This is a genomic window from Gordonia paraffinivorans NBRC 108238 (assembly GCF_000344155.1).
GTDB classification, from domain to species: domain Bacteria; phylum Actinomycetota; class Actinomycetes; order Mycobacteriales; family Mycobacteriaceae; genus Gordonia; species Gordonia paraffinivorans.
Genome location: NZ_BAOQ01000005.1, coordinates 1 through 16,157, shown reverse-complemented (window position 1 = coordinate 16,157; position 16,157 = coordinate 1). Strand labels below are relative to the sequence as shown.

Here is a 16,157-nt window from a genome sequence, read left to right as displayed (position 1 = left end):
GGCCGCCCCGTCATTGTGCGAGGGGGTCCCGTATGGGCCGCGGCCGGGCAAAGGCAAAGCAGACGAAGGTTGCACGTCAGCTGAAGTACTCCACACCGAACACCGATCTGGAACGTCTGCAGCGAGAGCTGTCCGGGCAGAGCAGCCCGGTTGATCGTCCGGATCCGGTGGACGAGTGGGCAGACGAGGACGAGTGGCGCCGCGCCTGACGCGCACCACTCCGGGCGTCCGTCTCACCACAGGCGCCCGACCTCTTCCCACGACCTCTCCGCTCAAGCGGACCTGCGGCGACGCGGGTTGATCTTCCCGTACGCTCCGGGCGCTCGCGACACCGCGAACGTCCGGAGCGCGTCGGATCACAGCCTGTTCCGACGACGACCGTGACGGCCGTGGGTGGATGAGTCCTCGGCGGACCTGCCGAGTCGTCTGCACAGAACGAATCCGATCGACGCACTTCGCGATCGACAACACGAAGAGCGGCGGAACCGAACCGGTTCCGCCGCTCTTCGTGTTGCCCTGTGTCGCTGTCCGCTCTGGTCTCTTCGGCGCGTCTGCGGATCAGAACCGCGGGTGCTCGCCGACCAGGGACACGCGGTGGCGGGCCTCGGTACTCTTGGGGTCCGCGGCGCGCTTGATCGTGCCCAGCACCCAGTTGTCGACGTGGCGGGCGGTGAGCACGGCCTGCGCACGATCGGTGTCCTCGGGCGCGACGACCGCGACCATACCGACACCCATGTTGAAGGTGCGCTCCATCTCGAGCTGCTCGACGCGGCCGCGCTGGGCGATCAGCGCGAAGATCGGCGCCGGGGTCCAGGTGTTGCGCTCCAGCTCGGCGACGAGCCCCTGCGGGATCACGCGCGCCAGGTTCTCCGCCAGACCGCCACCGGTGATGTGGGCGAAGGTCCGGACGTCGGCCTCGGCGATGAGCGCCAGGCAGTCGCGGGCGTAGATGCGGGTCGGCTCGAGGAGCTCCTCGCCCAGGGTGCGGCCGAACTCCTCCACGTGTCCGCGCAGGTCCATGTGGCCCCACTCGAGGAGGACCTTACGGGCGAGCGAGTAGCCGTTGGAGTGCAGGCCGGACGAGCCCATGGCGATGACGACGTCGCCGGCCCGGACGCGGTCCGGGGTGAGCACGTCGTCGGCCTCGACGACGCCGACAGCGGTCGCCGACAGGTCGTAGTGGTTGTCCTGCATCAGGCCGGGATGCTCGGCGGTCTCACCGCCCAGCAGCGCACATCCGGCGTCGACGCAGCCGTCGGCGATGCCGGCCACGATCTCGGCGACGGTCTCGGGGACCACCTTGCCGACCGCGATGTAGTCCTGCAGGAACAGCGGCTCGGCGCCGCAGACGACGAGGTCGTCGACGCACATGGCGACGAGGTCTCGGCCGACGGTGTCGTGCTTGTCGATGGCCTGCGCGATCGCGAGCTTGGTGCCGACGCCGTCGCTCGCCGCGGCGAGCACCGGCTCCCGGTAGTTGCCCTTCAGCGCGAACAGGCCGGAGAAACCACCGAGCCCGCCGAGCACCTCGGGGCGTGACGCCCGCTTGGCGTGCGGGGAGATGAGTTCCACCGCACGCTCACCGGCGTCGATGTCGACCCCGGCCGCCGCATAGGACGCCGGCGGCGTGGAGCCAGTCGTCTCGTCGGCAGCCGCATCCCGCTCGGTCATCTCCGCAAGCACCCCTTGTCGAAAAGTCGTTCTCGGCGTGTTCGCCGACGGATCACACGGTACCGGAGTGCACTTCCCCCGGATTCAGGGACGCATGACTGCGCTGACGTTGTCGTTGGGCTTCGTCAGCGGGTCGACCCCGTCCCCGGCGGCGGCGAGCATCTGCTCGAGCACCGCCTTGCCCAGGGAGCTCTCCTTGGGCAGTTCGATCGGATAGTTGCCGTCGAAGCACGCGGCGCACAGCGACGAGGCGGGCTGCTCGGTCGCCGCGATCATCTCGTCGATGCTGATGTAGCCGAGCGAGTCGGCGCCGATCGCCTGGCGCACCCCTTCGACCATGCCCTCCTCGGACTCCATGCCGTTGGCGATGAGCTCGGCCGGGGAGGCGAAGTCGATGCCGTAGAAGCAGGGCCAGCGCACGGGGCTCGACGCGATGCGGACGTGCACCTCGGCGGCGCCGGCCTCGCGCAGCATCCGGATGAGCGCGCGCTGGGTGTTGCCGCGGACGATCGAGTCGTCGACGACGACGAGGCTCTTGCCGCGGATGACCTCGCGCAACGGGTTGAGCTTGAGCCGGATGCCGAGCTGACGGATGGTCTGCGACGGCTGGATGAAGGTGCGCCCCACGTAGGCGTTCTTCATCAGGCCCTGGCCGTAGGGGATGCCGGATTCCTGGGCGAAGCCCACCGCCGCCGGGACGCCGGACTCGGGCACCGGGATGACCAGGTCGCCCTCGGCGGGATGCTCGCGGGCGAGGCGGCGTCCGATGTCGACGCGGGCCGAGTGCACCGACCGTCCGTGGATCACCGAGTCGGGCCGGGCGAGGTAGACGTACTCGAAGACGCAGCCCGCCGGGGTCGGCTCGGCGAAACGCTGCGACCGCACGCCGTCGGCGTCGATGGCGAGCAGCTCGCCGGGCTCGATGTCGCGGACGAAGGACGCGCCGACGATGTCGAGGGCCGCGGTCTCGGAGGCGACGACCCAGCCGCGGTCGAGGCGGCCCAGCGACAGGGGGCGCACTCCGTGCGGGTCGCGCGCCGCATAGAGCGTGTGCTCGTCCATGAAGGTCAGGCAGAAGGCGCCCTTGAGGGTCGGCAGCAGCTTGAGAGCGGCCTGCTCGATCGAGCTGTCGGCGGCGCCGTGGGCGAGGAGCGCTCCGACGACGTCGGAGTCAGAGGTGGCCGCGGAGCTCTTGATGCCGATCTCCCGGGCGCGGGCGGCCAGTTCGGCGGTGTTGACGAGGTTTCCGTTGTGTCCGAGGGCCACACCCGTGCCGGCGTCGGTGGTGCGGAAGATCGGCTGGGAGTTCTCCCAGGTGGTCGAGCCGGTGGTGGAGTACCGGCAGTGGCCGACGGCCACGTGTCCGCTCATGGCGCCCAGGGTCTGCTCGTCGAACACCTGGCTGACGAGGCCCAGATCCTTGAACACCACGACCTGGCTGCCGTCGCCGACCGCGATGCCCGCGGCTTCCTGGCCGCGGTGCTGCAGGGCGTAGAGGCCGTAGTAGGTGAGCTTCGCGACGTCCTCGCCCGGCGCCCACACGCCGAATACGCCGCACTCCTCGCGGGGTTCGTTCTCGGATTCGTCCAGCGGGGCCGGCTTCGGCGCACACCCACCGGCGGCGCATCCGCGCGCCTGTGCCGTGGGAGCGAGCAGGTTCACGTTGGTGATCGAACGATCAGTCATCGACTAGCTCCCCTGGGCTGCGAATCGGGTAACACGTAGAAGTGCTGGGAGACAAACGGGAGTTTACGTGGCCGTCGCCTCGCATTGCGAATCTTGCAGCGGCTCGCGGAGGCGAGTAATTCCACGTCACCCCCCATCAGTGACCGATCACACTCATCTCAGGGGCACGAGCGGCAGCAACTCGGCCACCAGCGCGGCCCGATGCCCCGACGCGTCGACCGTGCCGTCGGCGACCGCGTCGTCGAACGACAACCGGCCGGTCACCAGCTCGAGCCAGGCGCGCGGGGTGGTCTCGACGACGTTCGGCGGGGTGCCGCGCGTGTGGCGCGGCCCCTCGATGCACTGCACCGCCACGAACGGCGGGATGCGCACCTCCACCGAGTTGCCGGGGGCGAGTTGTTCGAGTGTCCGCGCGGTCCCGCGGACGGCCGCGGCGAGCTCGGCACGCGACGGCGTGGGCGCCGACGGATCGACGAGCCAGTCGGCGACGGCGAGGACCGCCGCCCGGACCTCCGCGGGATCGACTTTCTTGCGCACAACCACGTCAGACATCTTCGCAACGGGGTTCACGACGCCTGATCTGGGGCAGTATGTGTCCATGGGTGCGGAGGTGGACAAGCAGGAGTTCACGGGCGAGGACCGCGTGCGGTTCCGACGACAGGTCAAGCGCGGCACGGACGCCATCGCCCGGATGCTCGCCGACGGCCTCTTCACCGACCACGGCCGGCCGCCGAAGCCGCTGCTCGGCATGGAGGTCGAGCTGAACCTGGTCGACGACATGTTGCGCCCGGCGATGGCCAACGCCACCGTGCTCGACGCGATCGCCGACCCCGACTACCAGACCGAGCTCGGCCAGTTCAACATCGAGATCAACGTCTCGCCGAGGCCGTTCACCACCGACGACACGATCTCCCTCGAGCAGGCCCTGCGGACGTCGCTGAACCGGGCCGAGGAGCGCGCCGCGCGGACCGACAACCATCTCGTGATGATCGGGATGCTCCCCACCCTGAAGTCCGAACACTTCGCCCATCAATGGATCTCGGCCAACCCCCGTTACGACCTGCTGAACCAGCAGATCTTCGCCGCGCGTGGCGAGGACCTCGAGATCGACATCAGCGGCGTCCCGCTCGACGACGACCATCAGAGCGAGCGCCTGCACACCTCGACGGACTCGATCCTGCCCGAGGCGGCCTGCACCTCGCTGCAGCTGCATCTGCGGGTGGCCCCGGAAGACTTTGCGGCCCACTGGAATGCCGCGCAGGCCATCGCGGGCATCCAGGTCGCGCTGGCCGGCAACTCGCCCTTCCTCGCCGAGACCGCGCTCTGGCACGAGAGCCGCATCCCGGTCTTCGAGCAGGCCACCGACACCCGGCCGCTGGAGCTGAAGAACCAGGGCGTCCGGCCACGCGTGTGGTTCGGCGAGCGTTGGATCAACACCATCTTCGATCTCTTCGAGGAGAACACCCGCTATTTCCCTGCGCTGCTGCCCGTCTCCACCGACGTCGACCCCCTGGCCGAACTCGACGCCGGGCGCATCCCGACGCTCGACGAACTGCGACTGCACAACGGCACCGTGTACCGCTGGAACCGGCCGGTCTACGACATCCACGAGGGGCAGGCACATCTGCGCGTCGAGAACCGGGTGCTGCCCGCCGGGCCGACGGTCGTCGACACGATGGCAAACGCCGCCTTCTACTACGGGGTGGTCCGGGGGCTCGTCGAATCCGACCGCCCGCTGTGGTCGCAGATGTCGTTCAACGCGGCAGCCGAGAACCTCCAGTCCGGCGCCCATTTCGGGATGGAGTCACAACTCTATTGGCCCGATGTGGGTTGGGTGCGGCCGGACGAACTCGTCCTCCGTCGCCTGCTGACCCTCGCCGAGAAGGGGCTCCGCGCGTACGGCGTCTCGGACAAGGCCCGCAAGAGATACCTGTCGGTGATCGAGGGACGCTGCGTCACCCGGCGGACCGGGTCGGTGTGGCAGCGCGAAGCGGTGGCGGCCCGGGAGCGGGCCGGCGAGACGCGGTCGGAGGCGTTGCGCGGCATGCTCGGCGACTACATCACCCTCATGCACGAGGGCGAGCCGGTGCACACGTGGGACGTCTAGGCCGCCGCCACGTCCCCGCCTGACGTGTAGGCCGGGCAGCCGATCCCCGGAGGCCCGGAGACCCGGAGGCCCGGAGACACAAAACCCATTCCCGGACAACGGCATTCATCGTCCGCCGCCTCGTTCCGGAACCGCGACACCGGCCGGAGTCGCCGATCCGGCGATCCGCCGTCGCGACGCCGGCGACCTCGGTAGACGTCGCGCTCTCGCCGGAGGAGGTGGAACGCCTCGGCTCGATCGCCGGCCGGGTCGCCGGTGTACGGTCTATCCGCCCGGAGCACCTCGGCATCGAGGCGCCCCAACCCGCCTCGGCGAACTGACGTCCACCCGGATCAGGAGCAGCACATGACCGTCCACGAACGCTACGCGGATCCCGCGGCCCGACTCGGCGTCGCCAACGACACCATCGCGCTGCAACTCGCCCATCGCTCGGTGCGGCGGTTCACCGACCGCCCGGTGAGCGATGACGAGCTGTACGCGATCGTGGCCGCCGCGCAGTCCGCGGCCACGTCGTCGAATCTGCAGGCGTGGAGCGTCGTCGCGGTGCGCGATCGCGCCCGCAAGGCGCGGCTCGCCGAACTCGCCGGCGGTCAGGCGTTCATCGACCAGGCGCCGCTGTTCCTGGTCTGGGTGGCCGACCTGTCGCGGGCCCGGCGCCTCGCCGCCCGGGCCGGGGCGCGGCTCGACGGAGCCGACTACCTCGAGTCCACGATCCTCGGTTTCGTCGATACCGCGCTGGCCGCACAGAACGCGGTCGTCGCGGCCGAATCACTCGGTCTGGGAACGGTGTTCGTCGGCGCGATCCGTAACCGCCCGCGCGAGGTCGCGGCCGAGCTCGGACTCCCCGATCACGCCGTCGCCACGTTCGGCCTCGCGGTCGGGACGCCCGACCCCACCGAGGACGCCGGCATCAAGCCGCGCCTGCCGCAGGATGTGGTGCTGCACCACGAGCAGTACTCCGACCCCGCCGAGACGGACCGCCTCATCGAGGGTTACGACGCCGCACTGGAGGCCTACAACACGCGTCATGGGCTGACGGGCGGCTGGAGCGACCGTGTCGTCGGGCGACTGGCCGGACCGGAATCGCTCAGCGGCCGGGACAAGCTGCGCGACGAGCTCGCCCATCTGGGCTGGCCCTCGCGCTGAGCCGGGCGCGAAGCTCAGCCCCGCGCCACGAGCCCCCGCCCGGTGATGAGCGGGAGGTCGAGCGCGGTCACCAGACCCGCATGGGCCTCGACCACGGCCGGAACGGAGTTCACCAGGCGCATCGCGGTCACGATCATGCCCGAGACGTTGTGGTCGCCGTTCTCGCCGTGATGCCCGAACTCGACGGCCATCTCCGGCTCGCCGGAGATCAGGATGCGGTAGCAGCCGTCGCCGGAGTTCGGGCGCGGCCACTGAGGGCACTGGTCGGGATGCGTGCGTGTGTAGTGTTCCAGCACAACCCGATCCACGCCGTTCACCTGGCCGACCACCTCGAAACGCAACGCGGCCATGGTGCCCTCGGGGATCTCCACCGACACGGTCGAGTAATCCCGGTCGGCCGCGACGCGTTCGACCCGCTCGACGAGCGGCTCGTCGAGCGTCACGCCGAGTCCGGCGGCGATCTGCCGCACCACCGATCCCCATCCCATCGACAGGATGCCCGGCGACAGCAACAGCGGAGTGGTGTCCATGGGCTGCCCGAAGCCGAACAGGTCGCGCATCACGACCGGTTGGTAATACGTCGAGTAGTCCGCGATCTCCTGGCAGCGCACCTCGTCGATCCGCTGTGACAGGCTTGTCATCGACAGCGGCAGAACGTCATTGGCGAACCCGGGATCGATGCCGTTGACGTGCAGGCTGGCCCCGCTCGCCGCTCCCGCCTTCTCGATCCGCTCGAGCAGGGAGTCGGGCAGGATGCCGAACGGGAACTGCAGCACCACCGGCCCGCTGGAGACGACGTTGACCCCGTTCTCCACGAACCAGATCAGGTCCTCGATCGACTCCATGACGCGGTCGTCGGTCATCGCGGTGTGCACGATGCAGTCGGGTTTCAGGGCGATCAGCGCATCCCGGTCCGACGTCGCGCGGACGCCCAGTTCGCGACCGAGGCCGGCGAGCTCTCCGGCGTCTTTTCCGACCTTGTCCGGGTTGGACACCCAGACCCCCACGAGTTCGAGGTCGGGGTGGGCGTCGATGCCCGCGATTGCATGCCTGCCGACCGTTCCGGTCGACCACTCGACCACACGTAGCGCCATGCCCTCAAACTAGAACACGTTTCAGGAGCGGACGGCGGGTTCCGCCAAATCGGCCCTCGTCGACAGCCGGCGTTCGTGGCAGACTCCGGTGGGTGACCACTGACAAGACCGGTGCACCGACGGCGGTCGCAGACCTTCCTGCCGCACGTCGCTACGAGATCACCGTGTCCGAGCCCGGCACGACGGCCGACGGCGCCGCCACCCTTGCGGGCTTCGCCGAATACCGCGACCGGGACCGGGACGGGGCGCCGACCGAGCGGGTCTTCTTCCACACCGAGGTCGACGAGACCTTCGGCGGGCGCGGTCTCGCCACGATCCTCGTCCGCGAGGCCCTCGACGACGCCCGCGCCCGCGGCTTGGCGATCATCGGGGTGTGCCCGCTGGTCAAGGCCTTCCTCGGCAAGCATCCCGAATACGCCGACAGCTCCCGGCCCGTCACGCCCGACGTGCTGGCCTGGCTCCGCACGCAGCGAGACTGAATCCCCTCCGCCATGTCCGACCCCGCGCCGCCTCCCGCCGACCGCGCCTCCGGCCGACCCTCGAAAGATCCCTCGGCACCGCTTTCCATCGACTTCCGCGGACACCGGACGATGCTCAAGTGGCACCGTGGCCGCCGACGTGCCGACGATCCGCCGTTCACCGCGTCTCGCATCGTCGAGGGCATGCGACTCGGCGCGTCCGTCGAGGTCGACCTGGTCATCCACGCCGACCGCGGGTTCGCGGTGCTGCACGACCGCCGCATCGACCGGGCCACCACCGGCAGCGGCGCCATCGCAGCCCTACCCGCCTCCTACCTCCGCGGGCAGACGCTGCTCGACAACCGGGGACGGCCGACCGGCGAGCGCGTGCTGCTCCTCGAGGACCTCACCGATCTCCTCACCGGCATCGAGATCGCACCCGACGCCCTGCTCCAACTGGATTTCAAGGAGGACGCCGCGGCGCTCGACGACCGCGCCGTCGAGATCTTCGCCGCCGGCGTCGCCCCCTTCGCCTCGCATTACATCCTGTCGTGCGGAGACGCGGCGGCGGTGGAGCGACTGACGTCCGCGGCACCGGGAATCCGCGTCGGTTACGACCCATGCCATCGCGGTGCGGCCGATGCGGCCATCCGCTCCGGCGACTACGCGGGATTCGTCGACCGGGCGGTGTCCGCGTCGCCCGATGCGGAGATGATCTATCTGGAGAACCGCCTGATCCTGGCGGCCGACCGCAACGGGGTCGATCTGGTCGACGCATTCCATGCCCGCGACCGGCGCGTCGACGGCTACACGGTGACCAGGGTGGTGCCCGACACCGTCCGGGAGGTCCGGCGGCTTCTCGAACTCCGCGTCGACCAGATCACGACCGACGACCCGGAGTCCCTCGCCGCACTCGACTTCGAGCGGCTCGACGACGATACCCTGACGGGGAGAACCGATTCGGGATCACGGCTCGTCCGCTGGGTGCGGCGCACGACCGGCCTCGGGCCCGGACCGACGACGACCCGCGCCTGAGACGATCCCGACCTGAGACGACCCGGGTCTGAGAAGAGTCAGACCGGTGTCGTCTCAGACGTGTAGGGACCAGAACGGCTGCACCGGGATGTTCCGGACGACGAACCACGCGATCACCACGAGGAGCACGGCGACCGCCGACCAACGCAGGTTGTGCCAGCCGCGGATCCGCCGACCGGTCCACAGGCGCAGGCAGTAGGTCCCGAAACTCACGAGCAACAGGGCGAGTGCGATGACGCCGACCGCGTTGTAGTGCAACGCAGCCGCCAGATCACCGTGCAGGAGCGAGTAGATCGCCCGCTGCATACCGCACCCCGGGCAGGTGATCCCGAGGAAGAACTTGGTGGGGCACGCCGGCAACGCTCCGCCCGGCGTGGTCGGGTCGCCGAACCAGATTGCGGCGCAACACATCCCGACACCGAAAAGGACGGCCGCCGGGCCGAGTACCCGATGCGCCGGGAGCGTCGACAGTCGACGGCCGACAGAGGCGATCCGCCCCGGGGGCCCGACCCCGGCGCTCACCGCATCCGCGTCGTCTGCTCCGGCTCTCACCGTCCCGACCTCGGCCTCGGTTCGCCCGACAACCTCAGTACGCCGAGGACGACGCCGCGGCGCCGAACAGGATGACGAAGAAGAGGACATAGACGATGACGAACAGAACCCAGCAGACGACCGAGGCGATCGCACCCCACAGTGCCCACTTCTTGGCATCGTCGGCCGCCTTCTGGGCGCCCGCGAAATCGCCCATCGCCCAGAGCTTGCTGACCGAGGTCGACTTCACGATCGCGACGATGCCCGTCGGCAGGCAGCACAGCACCGTGGACAGGATCGCCCAGACGAGGTTGTTGTCGGGCTCGGGACCGTAGGCAGGCCCACCGGGATAGGCGCCGTACGGCTGCTGTCCGTAGCCCGCCGGACCGCAATTCGGCTGGTTCGGATCGTAGGGATTGGTCATCTGCGCCCTTTCGGCTCGGCTGAGAACGAGAGCGAGCGTAACCCGAAGACCCCCCGACCGCCCGCCTCCGCGAGCGAGATTCCTCCCAACGGCATACACGGCCGATATACGTGAGGGCCCCGGATTTCGGGGCCCTCACGCATCACACGAGAATTCTGCGTCCTAGACGACGTCGCCGAACAGGCGCGGAAGCGTCGACTCGTGAACCTCGCGCAGTTCGGTCAGCGGCACGGAGAAGTAGTCCTGCACCTCTACCGAATCGCTGCCCTGGTCCACCACGCCGATCCGGGTCCACGGCATGCCGCGGGCGTCGAGCATCGCGACGAAGCGGGATTCCTCGGTGCGCGGCACCGCGACCAGGACGCGGCCGGCCGACTCGGAGAACAGCCAGACGAACGGGTCGGCATCCTCCGGCAGCAGGACCCGGCACCCGGTCTCACCGGCGAGCGCCGACTCGACGACGGCCTGGATGAGACCGCCCTCGCTGAGATCGTGTGCGGCCGAGACCAATCCGTCGCGCGAGGCGGCGGTCAGGATCTCCGCGAGCAGGCGCTCGCGCTCGAGGTCGACCTCCGGCGGGACGCCGCCGAGATGGTCATGGGCCACCTGCGCCCAGATCGAGCCGTCGAACTCGTCGCGGGTCTCGCCGAGCAGGATCAGGGTCTCACCGGGCTCGGTGCCGAAGCCGGTGGGGATCCGTCGGTGCACGTCGTCGATGACGCCGAGCACGCCGACCACCGGCGTCGGCAGGATCGGGGTCGAACCGGTCTGGTTGTAGAAGCTGACGTTGCCGCCGGTGACCGGGATGCCGAGCTGTGCGCAGCCGTCGGCGAGGCCGCGGACCGCCTGCTGGAACTGCCACATGACGGCCGGATCCTCAGGCGAGCCGAAGTTGAGGCAGTTGGTGACCGCGCGCGGGGTGGCACCCGACACCGCGACGTTCCGGTAGGCCTCGGCCAGCGCGAGCTGCGCGCCCCGGTACGGGTCGAGGAACGTGTAGCGGCCCGAGGCGTCGGTCGCCAGGGCGATGCCGCGGCCGGTCCGCTCGTCGATGCGGATCATGCCGGAGTCGGCATGCTCGGCGAGGACGGTGTTGCCGCGGACGTAGCGGTCGTACTGCTCGGTGATGAACTTGCGGCTGCACAGGGCCGGGCTGGCGAGCATGTGCAGCAGCGTCTCGCGCAGTTTCTCGGGCGTGCTCGGACGCTGCAGCGGCTCGGTCGTCGACGCGATGACGGTGTCCTGCCACTCGGGCCGCGCCACCGGACGCTCGTACACCGGGCCGTCGTGGGCGACGGTGCGCGGCGGCACGTCGACGACGGTCTCGCCGTGCCAGTCGATGACCAGGCGGTCGCCGTCGGTGACCTCGCCGATGACGGTGGCCAGGACCTCCCATTTACGGCAGACCTCGAGGAAGGCGTCGACGTTCTCGGGTTTGACGACCGCGCACATGCGCTCCTGCGACTCGCTGGAGAGCACCTCGGCCGGAGTCATTCCCTCGGCGCGGGTCGGCACCTTCTCCAGGTCGATGTGCATGCCGCCGTCGCCGGCCGCGGCGAGCTCGCTGGTGGCGCAGGACAGACCCGCGCCGCCGAGGTCCTGGATGCCGACGACGAGGCCCGCCTTGTACAGCTCGAGGCAGCACTCGATGAGCACCTTCTCGGTGAACGGATCGCCGACCTGCACGCTCGGCAGCTTCTTGCGGTTCGGCCCGGAATTGTCGCCGTCGTCGTCGAAGGTCTCCGAGGCGAGCACCGACACGCCGCCGATGCCGTCGAGGCCGGTGCGCGCGCCGAACAGGATGATCTTGTTGCCGGCGCCGGAGGCGAAGGCCAGGTGCAGGTCCTCGACTCGCAGGACGCCCGCACACAACGCGTTGACGAGCGGGTTGCCGGCGTAGCTGGCGTCGAAGACGGTCTCGCCGCCGATGTTGGGCAGGCCCAGGGAGTTGCCGTAGCCGCCGATGCCGCGGACCACGCCGTCGACGACGCGGCGGGTGTCGGGGGCGTCGGCGGCGCCGAAGCGCAGCTGGTCCATGACCGCGACCGGACGCGCGCCCATCGCCATGATGTCGCGGACGATGCCGCCCACGCCCGTCGCCGCGCCCTGGTAGGGCTCGACGTAGCTCGGGTGGTTGTGCGACTCGACCTTGAAGGTGACCGCCCAGCCGTCGCCGATGTCGACGACGCCGGCGTTCTCGCCGATGCCGGCCAGCATCCCGGCGCGCATCTCCTCGGTGGTGGTCTCACCGAAGTAGCGCAGGTGGACCTTGGAGGACTTGTAACTGCAGTGCTCGGACCACATCACCGAGTACATGGCGAGTTCGGCGTCGGTGGGCCGACGGCCGAGGATCTCGCGGATGCGCGTGTACTCGTCGTCCTTGAGACCGAGTTCGCGGAACGGTTGCGGATGGTCCGGGGTCTGGGCAGCGGCTGAGACGGTATCCACCTGGGCACTCACCTTGACCAGTCTAGGCGTGGCCGGGGCGTCGCGACCGACGGGGCGCGGCAGACGGTCTCGGCTGGGGAGATCTGCACCGGGAGACACCCCGGTCTGGCGATAGTCTGTCACCCGAGCTGCACGGGTGCGTCCGGGCGGGCGCTGGGGCCGGGGTGCCGCCCGCGACGAGGCACCGGTGCCGACTTCACACGATCGACGGGGGGACGCGATGGCCGATGTGCGCAAGGCGAGGGCGCTTTTCGAACTGGGCGTGCTGAGCCTCGACATCCCCATCGACGGCCAGGAACCGATCAACAATCCCGCCCAGGCGGCCAAGGCCTTCACCCGGGCCACCGAATGGGATTCCTCCCTGGGCGACGCCTGGATCGGGCGGATGGCATGCGGCGACCGCTCCGACGAGGTGATCCTCGGCCTGTACCGCGCCCGGGGGTCGATCGGAGCCGAGCAGCGCCGTCTGGGCCTGCCGCCGGGCACGCTCGCCGGCCGGTGGGACACCGGCTACTACATCGAATACCCGGCGATGACCGCCGTGGACGCGACCGCCGCCTACGCCGCGAGCCTGATCCGCGGCGCGGACTTCGCCGGCGCCGAGGAGGTGCTCGACGAGATCCCGCCCGCACATCGCCTGCCGATCACCGACTACGTCCGCGCCCTGCTGCATCTCCGCACGCAGCGGTGGCCCGACGTGCTGACGGCCCTCACCCGCTCGGACCGGTGGGGCGACCCCGTCATGCAGGCGGTGGGCGACCTGATGGCCGGCATCGCCTGCGTCCATCTCGGGATGCTCGGAGAGGGGATACGCCGACTGCAGAACGCCGTCGACGGTCCGCTGCCGACCTGCTCGACCGAGGCCATGTACGTCTACGGCATGGCGCTGCGCGCGCAGGGGCACGAGGAGAAGGCCAAGGCGATGTTCGAGCAGGCCTACGCCCGCAACCCCGCGATGACCGCGGCCGTGCAGGCGCTGCAGTCGCCGGGCCTGCAACTCGTCCCGACGACGGCCGAGGAGATCGCCGCCCGCACCGACAGGTGGGACCCGAGGTCGGTGCCCGAACGCGGGACGACCCTCGTGTCCTCCGGCGAGGACACCGGCGACGGCGCCGACGAACTGGTGGGCGAGGCGCAGCGCGAGCTCGCCGAACAGATCGGGCTCGAGTCGGTGAAGCAGCAGGTCGCCAAGCTGCAGTCCGCGGCGATGCTGGCGCGGGTGCGCGCGGATCGGGGCCTGTCCACCACGGCCCGCAGCCTCCATCTGGCGTTCACCGGGCCGCCCGGCACCGGCAAGACGACGGTGGCCCGGATCGTCGCCAAGATCTACTGCGGCCTGGGGTTCATCAAGACCGACAAGGTCGTCGAGGCCTCGCGCCGCGACATGGTCGGCGAACACCTGGGCAGCACGGCGATCAAGACCTCCGCGCTCATCGACTCCGCGATGGACGGCGTGCTGTTCATCGACGAGGCCTACACCCTGATCCAGCAGGGACTCTCCGGCGGCGACGCGTTCGGCCGAGAGGCCGTCGACACGCTGCTGGCGCGCATGGAGGACGACCGCGACCGCCTGGTGGTGATCATCGCCGGGTACGACGGCGAGATCGACCGGTTCCTGGCCTCCAACGACGGCCTGGCGTCGCGGTTCGCCCGCCGGGTGCGGTTCGAGTCCTATACACCCCGGGAGTTGGCGCAGATCGGCGAGTTCATCGCGCGCAGGCGCGATTCCGTGCTCACCCCGGAGGCGGTGGCCGAACTCGAACAGGCCTGCGCCCCGCTCTACCACGACGTTCGCGGCGAGGGCCCGGGCGCCCGGCGCGCCACCGACCTCGCCGGCAACGGCCGCTTCATCCGCAACATCATCGAATCGGCGGAGGAGGAGCGCGAGTACCGGCTGAGCACGACCGGCGATCTCGAATCGCTGACGGCCGACGACCTCATGCGCATCGAGGTCGACGACATCCGCTCGGCGATCTCCGGCGTGCTGTCAGGATTACGACGGTAGACCCGCGTCCCGATCCGCTTCCGTCAGCACAGAACAGAGAGGTTCCGCGCATGCCCACGTCTTCGGCCCGCACCCGTGTCCGTCCCGGCCTGCTCACCTGCTCCGTCGCCGCCGCGCTGTCGGTGACGCTCGCCGGATGCTCGTCCGACGAGACCACCCCCGAGCCGACGACCTCCGCTCCCGCATCGTCGATCTCCTCGCCCGCCCCGGCGTCCTCGGCAGCGTCGACGTCTCGGGCCACGTCCACGAGCGCGGAGCGGTCCGCCGCGACCCCGGAGCCCTCGGCTCCGGGTGCCGGACCCGCCACGAAGACCTCCGCGCCCCGGTCGGCGACGACATCTGCCGGCGCACCGGCGGCCGGCCAGGCCGCGAAGATGAGTTGCCGCGCCTTCCGCGAACTCGACGACGCCGCGCGTGCCGCGGCGGTCACCTCGCTCGGGGTGAAGGACAACGCCGAGCAGGTCGCGATGGTGGTGGCCGTGACCTGCCTGAGCCGACCCGACGACAAGGTCTCCGACGTCGTCGATGAACTGGTGGCCGGACGCTGATACGTTCTCCAGCATGATGAATCGCCCGTGGACGGTGCTGCACGGCCCACTGTTCTCGCGGAGCCGCCCCCTGGACCGCGAACACGCCGCGCCCCGGATCAGCGCCTACATCTACGGCAACATCCTGATCCTGGCCGCGCTCATCCCGCTGCACCTCACCGATGACTTCGTCGGCATCCTCATCGTGCTCGGCACCGCGGCCTCGACCTTCGTCGCCCACGTCTTCGCCGAGGCGGTCGGCCGCCGGGTGCACCAGGGCGCGATCCACCCGACGAAGTCGGAGATCCTGCACCACCTGCGGGATTCGGTGCCGATCCTGTCCTCGGCGTCGGTCCCGTGCCTCATCCTGGCCATGGCCTGGCTCGGCTGGATCGAGCCGCGCACCGCGCAACTGGCCGCGGAGATCGTGATCCTGCTGCGCATCGGCGGAACGGTCTTCGTCATCGACCGCCTCAACAACGAGAGGTCCAGCCGCGCAACGGTGATCGCCTCGGCAGTCGTGACGCTGGTCGCCACCGCGATCGTCGTGATCAAGGTCGTGATGACGCACTGAGTCGTCCTGCCGGCCGTCTTCCTGTGAACCGTCCACGTGGACGGTCCTCGTCCTCGTGGGCGATCCGGACGGCGGATACCGGTGCTCGCGACCGTCGTCGAGCAGCACCACGACGCTCTACGACCTGCTCCGCACCGCGCCCCGGTGACAGCCCGGCCGGGTGACCGACCCCCCAGGGCTCGCCGAACCGGTGGACGGGCGGGTCAGCCGCCGGCGCCCCCGCTGGTGACCGTGAGGATCGCCTCGGTCAGCTCCGGACGGCAGATGACCAGGTCGGGCAGGTAGGTGTCGTCGTTGTTGTAGACCAGTTCGGAGCCGTCGATGCGCCCGCACCACAGCCCCTTGGCCCGCGCGACGGCGACCGGCGCGGCCGAGTCCCATTCGTACTGGCCGCCGGCATGCACATAGGCGTCGGCCTCGCCGCGGACCACCGCCATGGCCTTGGCGCCCG

General features: G+C 70.0%; 16 protein-coding genes. 8 read left to right on the top strand and 8 right to left on the bottom strand.

Features of this window, described 5'->3' with window-relative positions; translation table 11 throughout:
- Positions 1 to 32: 32 nt before the first annotated feature.
- Positions 33 to 209, top strand: coding sequence for a DUF3073 domain-containing protein (locus GP2_RS21100; RefSeq protein WP_006899012.1), 177 nt, complete (start codon positions 33 to 35; stop codon positions 207 to 209).
- 349 nt (positions 210 to 558) lie between these two features.
- Here GP2_RS21100 and purM read toward each other — a convergent pair whose 3' ends face one another.
- The 3 genes from purM to GP2_RS03100 form a co-directional block, all read right to left on the bottom strand.
- Positions 559 to 1,671, bottom strand: coding sequence for a phosphoribosylformylglycinamidine cyclo-ligase (purM, locus tag GP2_RS03110; protein WP_006899011.1), 1,113 nt, complete (start codon positions 1,669 to 1,671; stop codon positions 559 to 561).
- A gap of 84 nt (positions 1,672 to 1,755) precedes the next feature.
- The gene (gene purF, locus GP2_RS03105) at positions 1,756 to 3,357 is read right to left on the bottom strand and encodes an amidophosphoribosyltransferase (RefSeq protein ID WP_006899010.1); all 1,602 of its coding nucleotides are present in this window, start codon (positions 3,355 to 3,357) and stop codon (positions 1,756 to 1,758) included.
- Between the two features lie 153 nt (positions 3,358 to 3,510).
- Positions 3,511 to 3,909, bottom strand: a complete 399-nt coding sequence (locus tag GP2_RS03100) for a sterol carrier family protein (RefSeq protein ID WP_040526319.1) — start codon at positions 3,907 to 3,909, stop codon at positions 3,511 to 3,513.
- 46 nt (positions 3,910 to 3,955) lie between these two features.
- Between GP2_RS03100 and GP2_RS03095 the strand changes: the two genes are divergently transcribed.
- Both GP2_RS03095 and GP2_RS03090 read left to right on the top strand, forming a co-directional pair.
- Positions 3,956 to 5,464, top strand: coding sequence for a glutamate-cysteine ligase family protein (locus GP2_RS03095; protein WP_006899008.1), 1,509 nt, complete (start codon positions 3,956 to 3,958; stop codon positions 5,462 to 5,464).
- Between the two features lie 345 nt (positions 5,465 to 5,809).
- Positions 5,810 to 6,610 (top strand): NADPH-dependent oxidoreductase, encoded by an 801-nt coding sequence (locus GP2_RS03090; protein WP_006899006.1) that lies wholly within the window; start codon positions 5,810 to 5,812, stop codon positions 6,608 to 6,610.
- Positions 6,611 to 6,624: 14 nt separating this feature from the next.
- Here GP2_RS03090 and GP2_RS03085 read toward each other — a convergent pair whose 3' ends face one another.
- Positions 6,625 to 7,704: an NAD(P)H-dependent amine dehydrogenase family protein gene (locus GP2_RS03085; protein ID WP_006899005.1), complete on the bottom strand. Its 1,080-nt coding sequence runs from the start codon at positions 7,702 to 7,704 to the stop codon at positions 6,625 to 6,627.
- A gap of 92 nt (positions 7,705 to 7,796) precedes the next feature.
- Between GP2_RS03085 and GP2_RS03080 the strand changes: the two genes are divergently transcribed.
- Positions 7,797 to 8,183 carry a GNAT family N-acetyltransferase gene (locus GP2_RS03080; protein WP_040526302.1) on the top strand — a complete coding sequence of 129 codons (387 nt, stop codon included), beginning with the start codon at positions 7,797 to 7,799 and terminating at the stop codon, positions 8,181 to 8,183.
- A 12-nt stretch (positions 8,184 to 8,195) separates the two neighbouring features.
- Positions 8,196 to 9,197 (top strand): glycerophosphodiester phosphodiesterase, encoded by a 1,002-nt coding sequence (locus tag GP2_RS03075; protein ID WP_006899003.1) that lies wholly within the window; start codon positions 8,196 to 8,198, stop codon positions 9,195 to 9,197.
- Between the two features lie 54 nt (positions 9,198 to 9,251).
- Here GP2_RS03075 and GP2_RS03070 read toward each other — a convergent pair whose 3' ends face one another.
- The 3 genes from GP2_RS03070 to purL all read right to left on the bottom strand — a co-directional run bounded on the left by GP2_RS03070 (position 9,252) and on the right by purL (position 12,612).
- The gene (locus GP2_RS03070) at positions 9,252 to 9,608 is read right to left on the bottom strand and encodes a DUF2752 domain-containing protein (RefSeq protein WP_006899002.1); all 357 of its coding nucleotides are present in this window, start codon (positions 9,606 to 9,608) and stop codon (positions 9,252 to 9,254) included.
- Between the two features lie 175 nt (positions 9,609 to 9,783).
- Positions 9,784 to 10,152 (bottom strand): CD225/dispanin family protein, encoded by a 369-nt coding sequence (locus GP2_RS03065; protein ID WP_006899001.1) that lies wholly within the window; start codon positions 10,150 to 10,152, stop codon positions 9,784 to 9,786.
- Positions 10,153 to 10,314: 162 nt separating this feature from the next.
- Positions 10,315 to 12,612, bottom strand: coding sequence for a phosphoribosylformylglycinamidine synthase subunit PurL (gene purL / locus GP2_RS03060; RefSeq protein ID WP_006899000.1), 2,298 nt, complete (start codon positions 12,610 to 12,612; stop codon positions 10,315 to 10,317).
- A 208-nt stretch (positions 12,613 to 12,820) separates the two neighbouring features.
- Here purL and eccA point away from each other — a divergent pair, with 208 nt between their 5' ends.
- The 3 genes from eccA to GP2_RS03045 are packed head-to-tail and all read left to right on the top strand — an operon-like array spanning position 12,821 to position 15,706.
- A complete protein-coding gene (gene eccA, locus GP2_RS03055) occupies positions 12,821 to 14,605 on the top strand; it encodes a type VII secretion AAA-ATPase EccA (protein WP_006898999.1) in 1,785 nt (594 codons plus the stop codon).
- A 50-nt stretch (positions 14,606 to 14,655) separates the two neighbouring features.
- Complete coding sequence (locus tag GP2_RS03050; RefSeq protein WP_006898998.1) at positions 14,656 to 15,153, top strand: hypothetical protein; 498 nt, start codon at positions 14,656 to 14,658, stop codon at positions 15,151 to 15,153.
- A gap of 13 nt (positions 15,154 to 15,166) precedes the next feature.
- A complete protein-coding gene (locus GP2_RS03045) occupies positions 15,167 to 15,706 on the top strand; it encodes a hypothetical protein (protein WP_006898997.1) in 540 nt (179 codons plus the stop codon).
- A 203-nt stretch (positions 15,707 to 15,909) separates the two neighbouring features.
- Here GP2_RS03045 and GP2_RS03040 read toward each other — a convergent pair.
- On the bottom strand, positions 15,910 to 16,157 hold a 248-nt coding region (locus tag GP2_RS03040; protein WP_006898996.1), incomplete at its 5' end, for an inositol monophosphatase family protein.

Bases quoted from the DNA above. Each gene is read 5' to 3' on its own strand.
- GP2_RS21100 (WP_006899012.1), top strand. From the start codon at position 33: ATGGGCCGCGGCCGGGCAAAGGCAAAGCAGACGAAGGTTGCACGTCAG.
- purM (WP_006899011.1), bottom strand. From the start codon at position 1,671: ATGACCGAGCGGGATGCGGCTGCCGACGAGACGACTGGCTCCACGCCG.
- purF (WP_006899010.1), bottom strand. From the start codon at position 3,357: ATGACTGATCGTTCGATCACCAACGTGAACCTGCTCGCTCCCACGGCA.
- GP2_RS03100 (WP_040526319.1), bottom strand. From the start codon at position 3,909: ATGTCTGACGTGGTTGTGCGCAAGAAAGTCGATCCCGCGGAGGTCCGG.
- GP2_RS03095 (WP_006899008.1), top strand. From the start codon at position 3,956: ATGGGTGCGGAGGTGGACAAGCAGGAGTTCACGGGCGAGGACCGCGTG.
- GP2_RS03090 (WP_006899006.1), top strand. From the start codon at position 5,810: ATGACCGTCCACGAACGCTACGCGGATCCCGCGGCCCGACTCGGCGTC.
- GP2_RS03085 (WP_006899005.1), bottom strand. From the start codon at position 7,704: ATGGCGCTACGTGTGGTCGAGTGGTCGACCGGAACGGTCGGCAGGCAT.
- GP2_RS03075 (WP_006899003.1), top strand. From the start codon at position 8,196: ATGTCCGACCCCGCGCCGCCTCCCGCCGACCGCGCCTCCGGCCGACCC.
- GP2_RS03070 (WP_006899002.1), bottom strand. From the start codon at position 9,608: ATGTGTTGCGCCGCAATCTGGTTCGGCGACCCGACCACGCCGGGCGGA.
- GP2_RS03065 (WP_006899001.1), bottom strand. From the start codon at position 10,152: ATGACCAATCCCTACGATCCGAACCAGCCGAATTGCGGTCCGGCGGGC.
- eccA (WP_006898999.1), top strand. From the start codon at position 12,821: ATGGCCGATGTGCGCAAGGCGAGGGCGCTTTTCGAACTGGGCGTGCTG.
- GP2_RS03050 (WP_006898998.1), top strand. From the start codon at position 14,656: ATGCCCACGTCTTCGGCCCGCACCCGTGTCCGTCCCGGCCTGCTCACC.
- GP2_RS03045 (WP_006898997.1), top strand. From the start codon at position 15,167: ATGATGAATCGCCCGTGGACGGTGCTGCACGGCCCACTGTTCTCGCGG.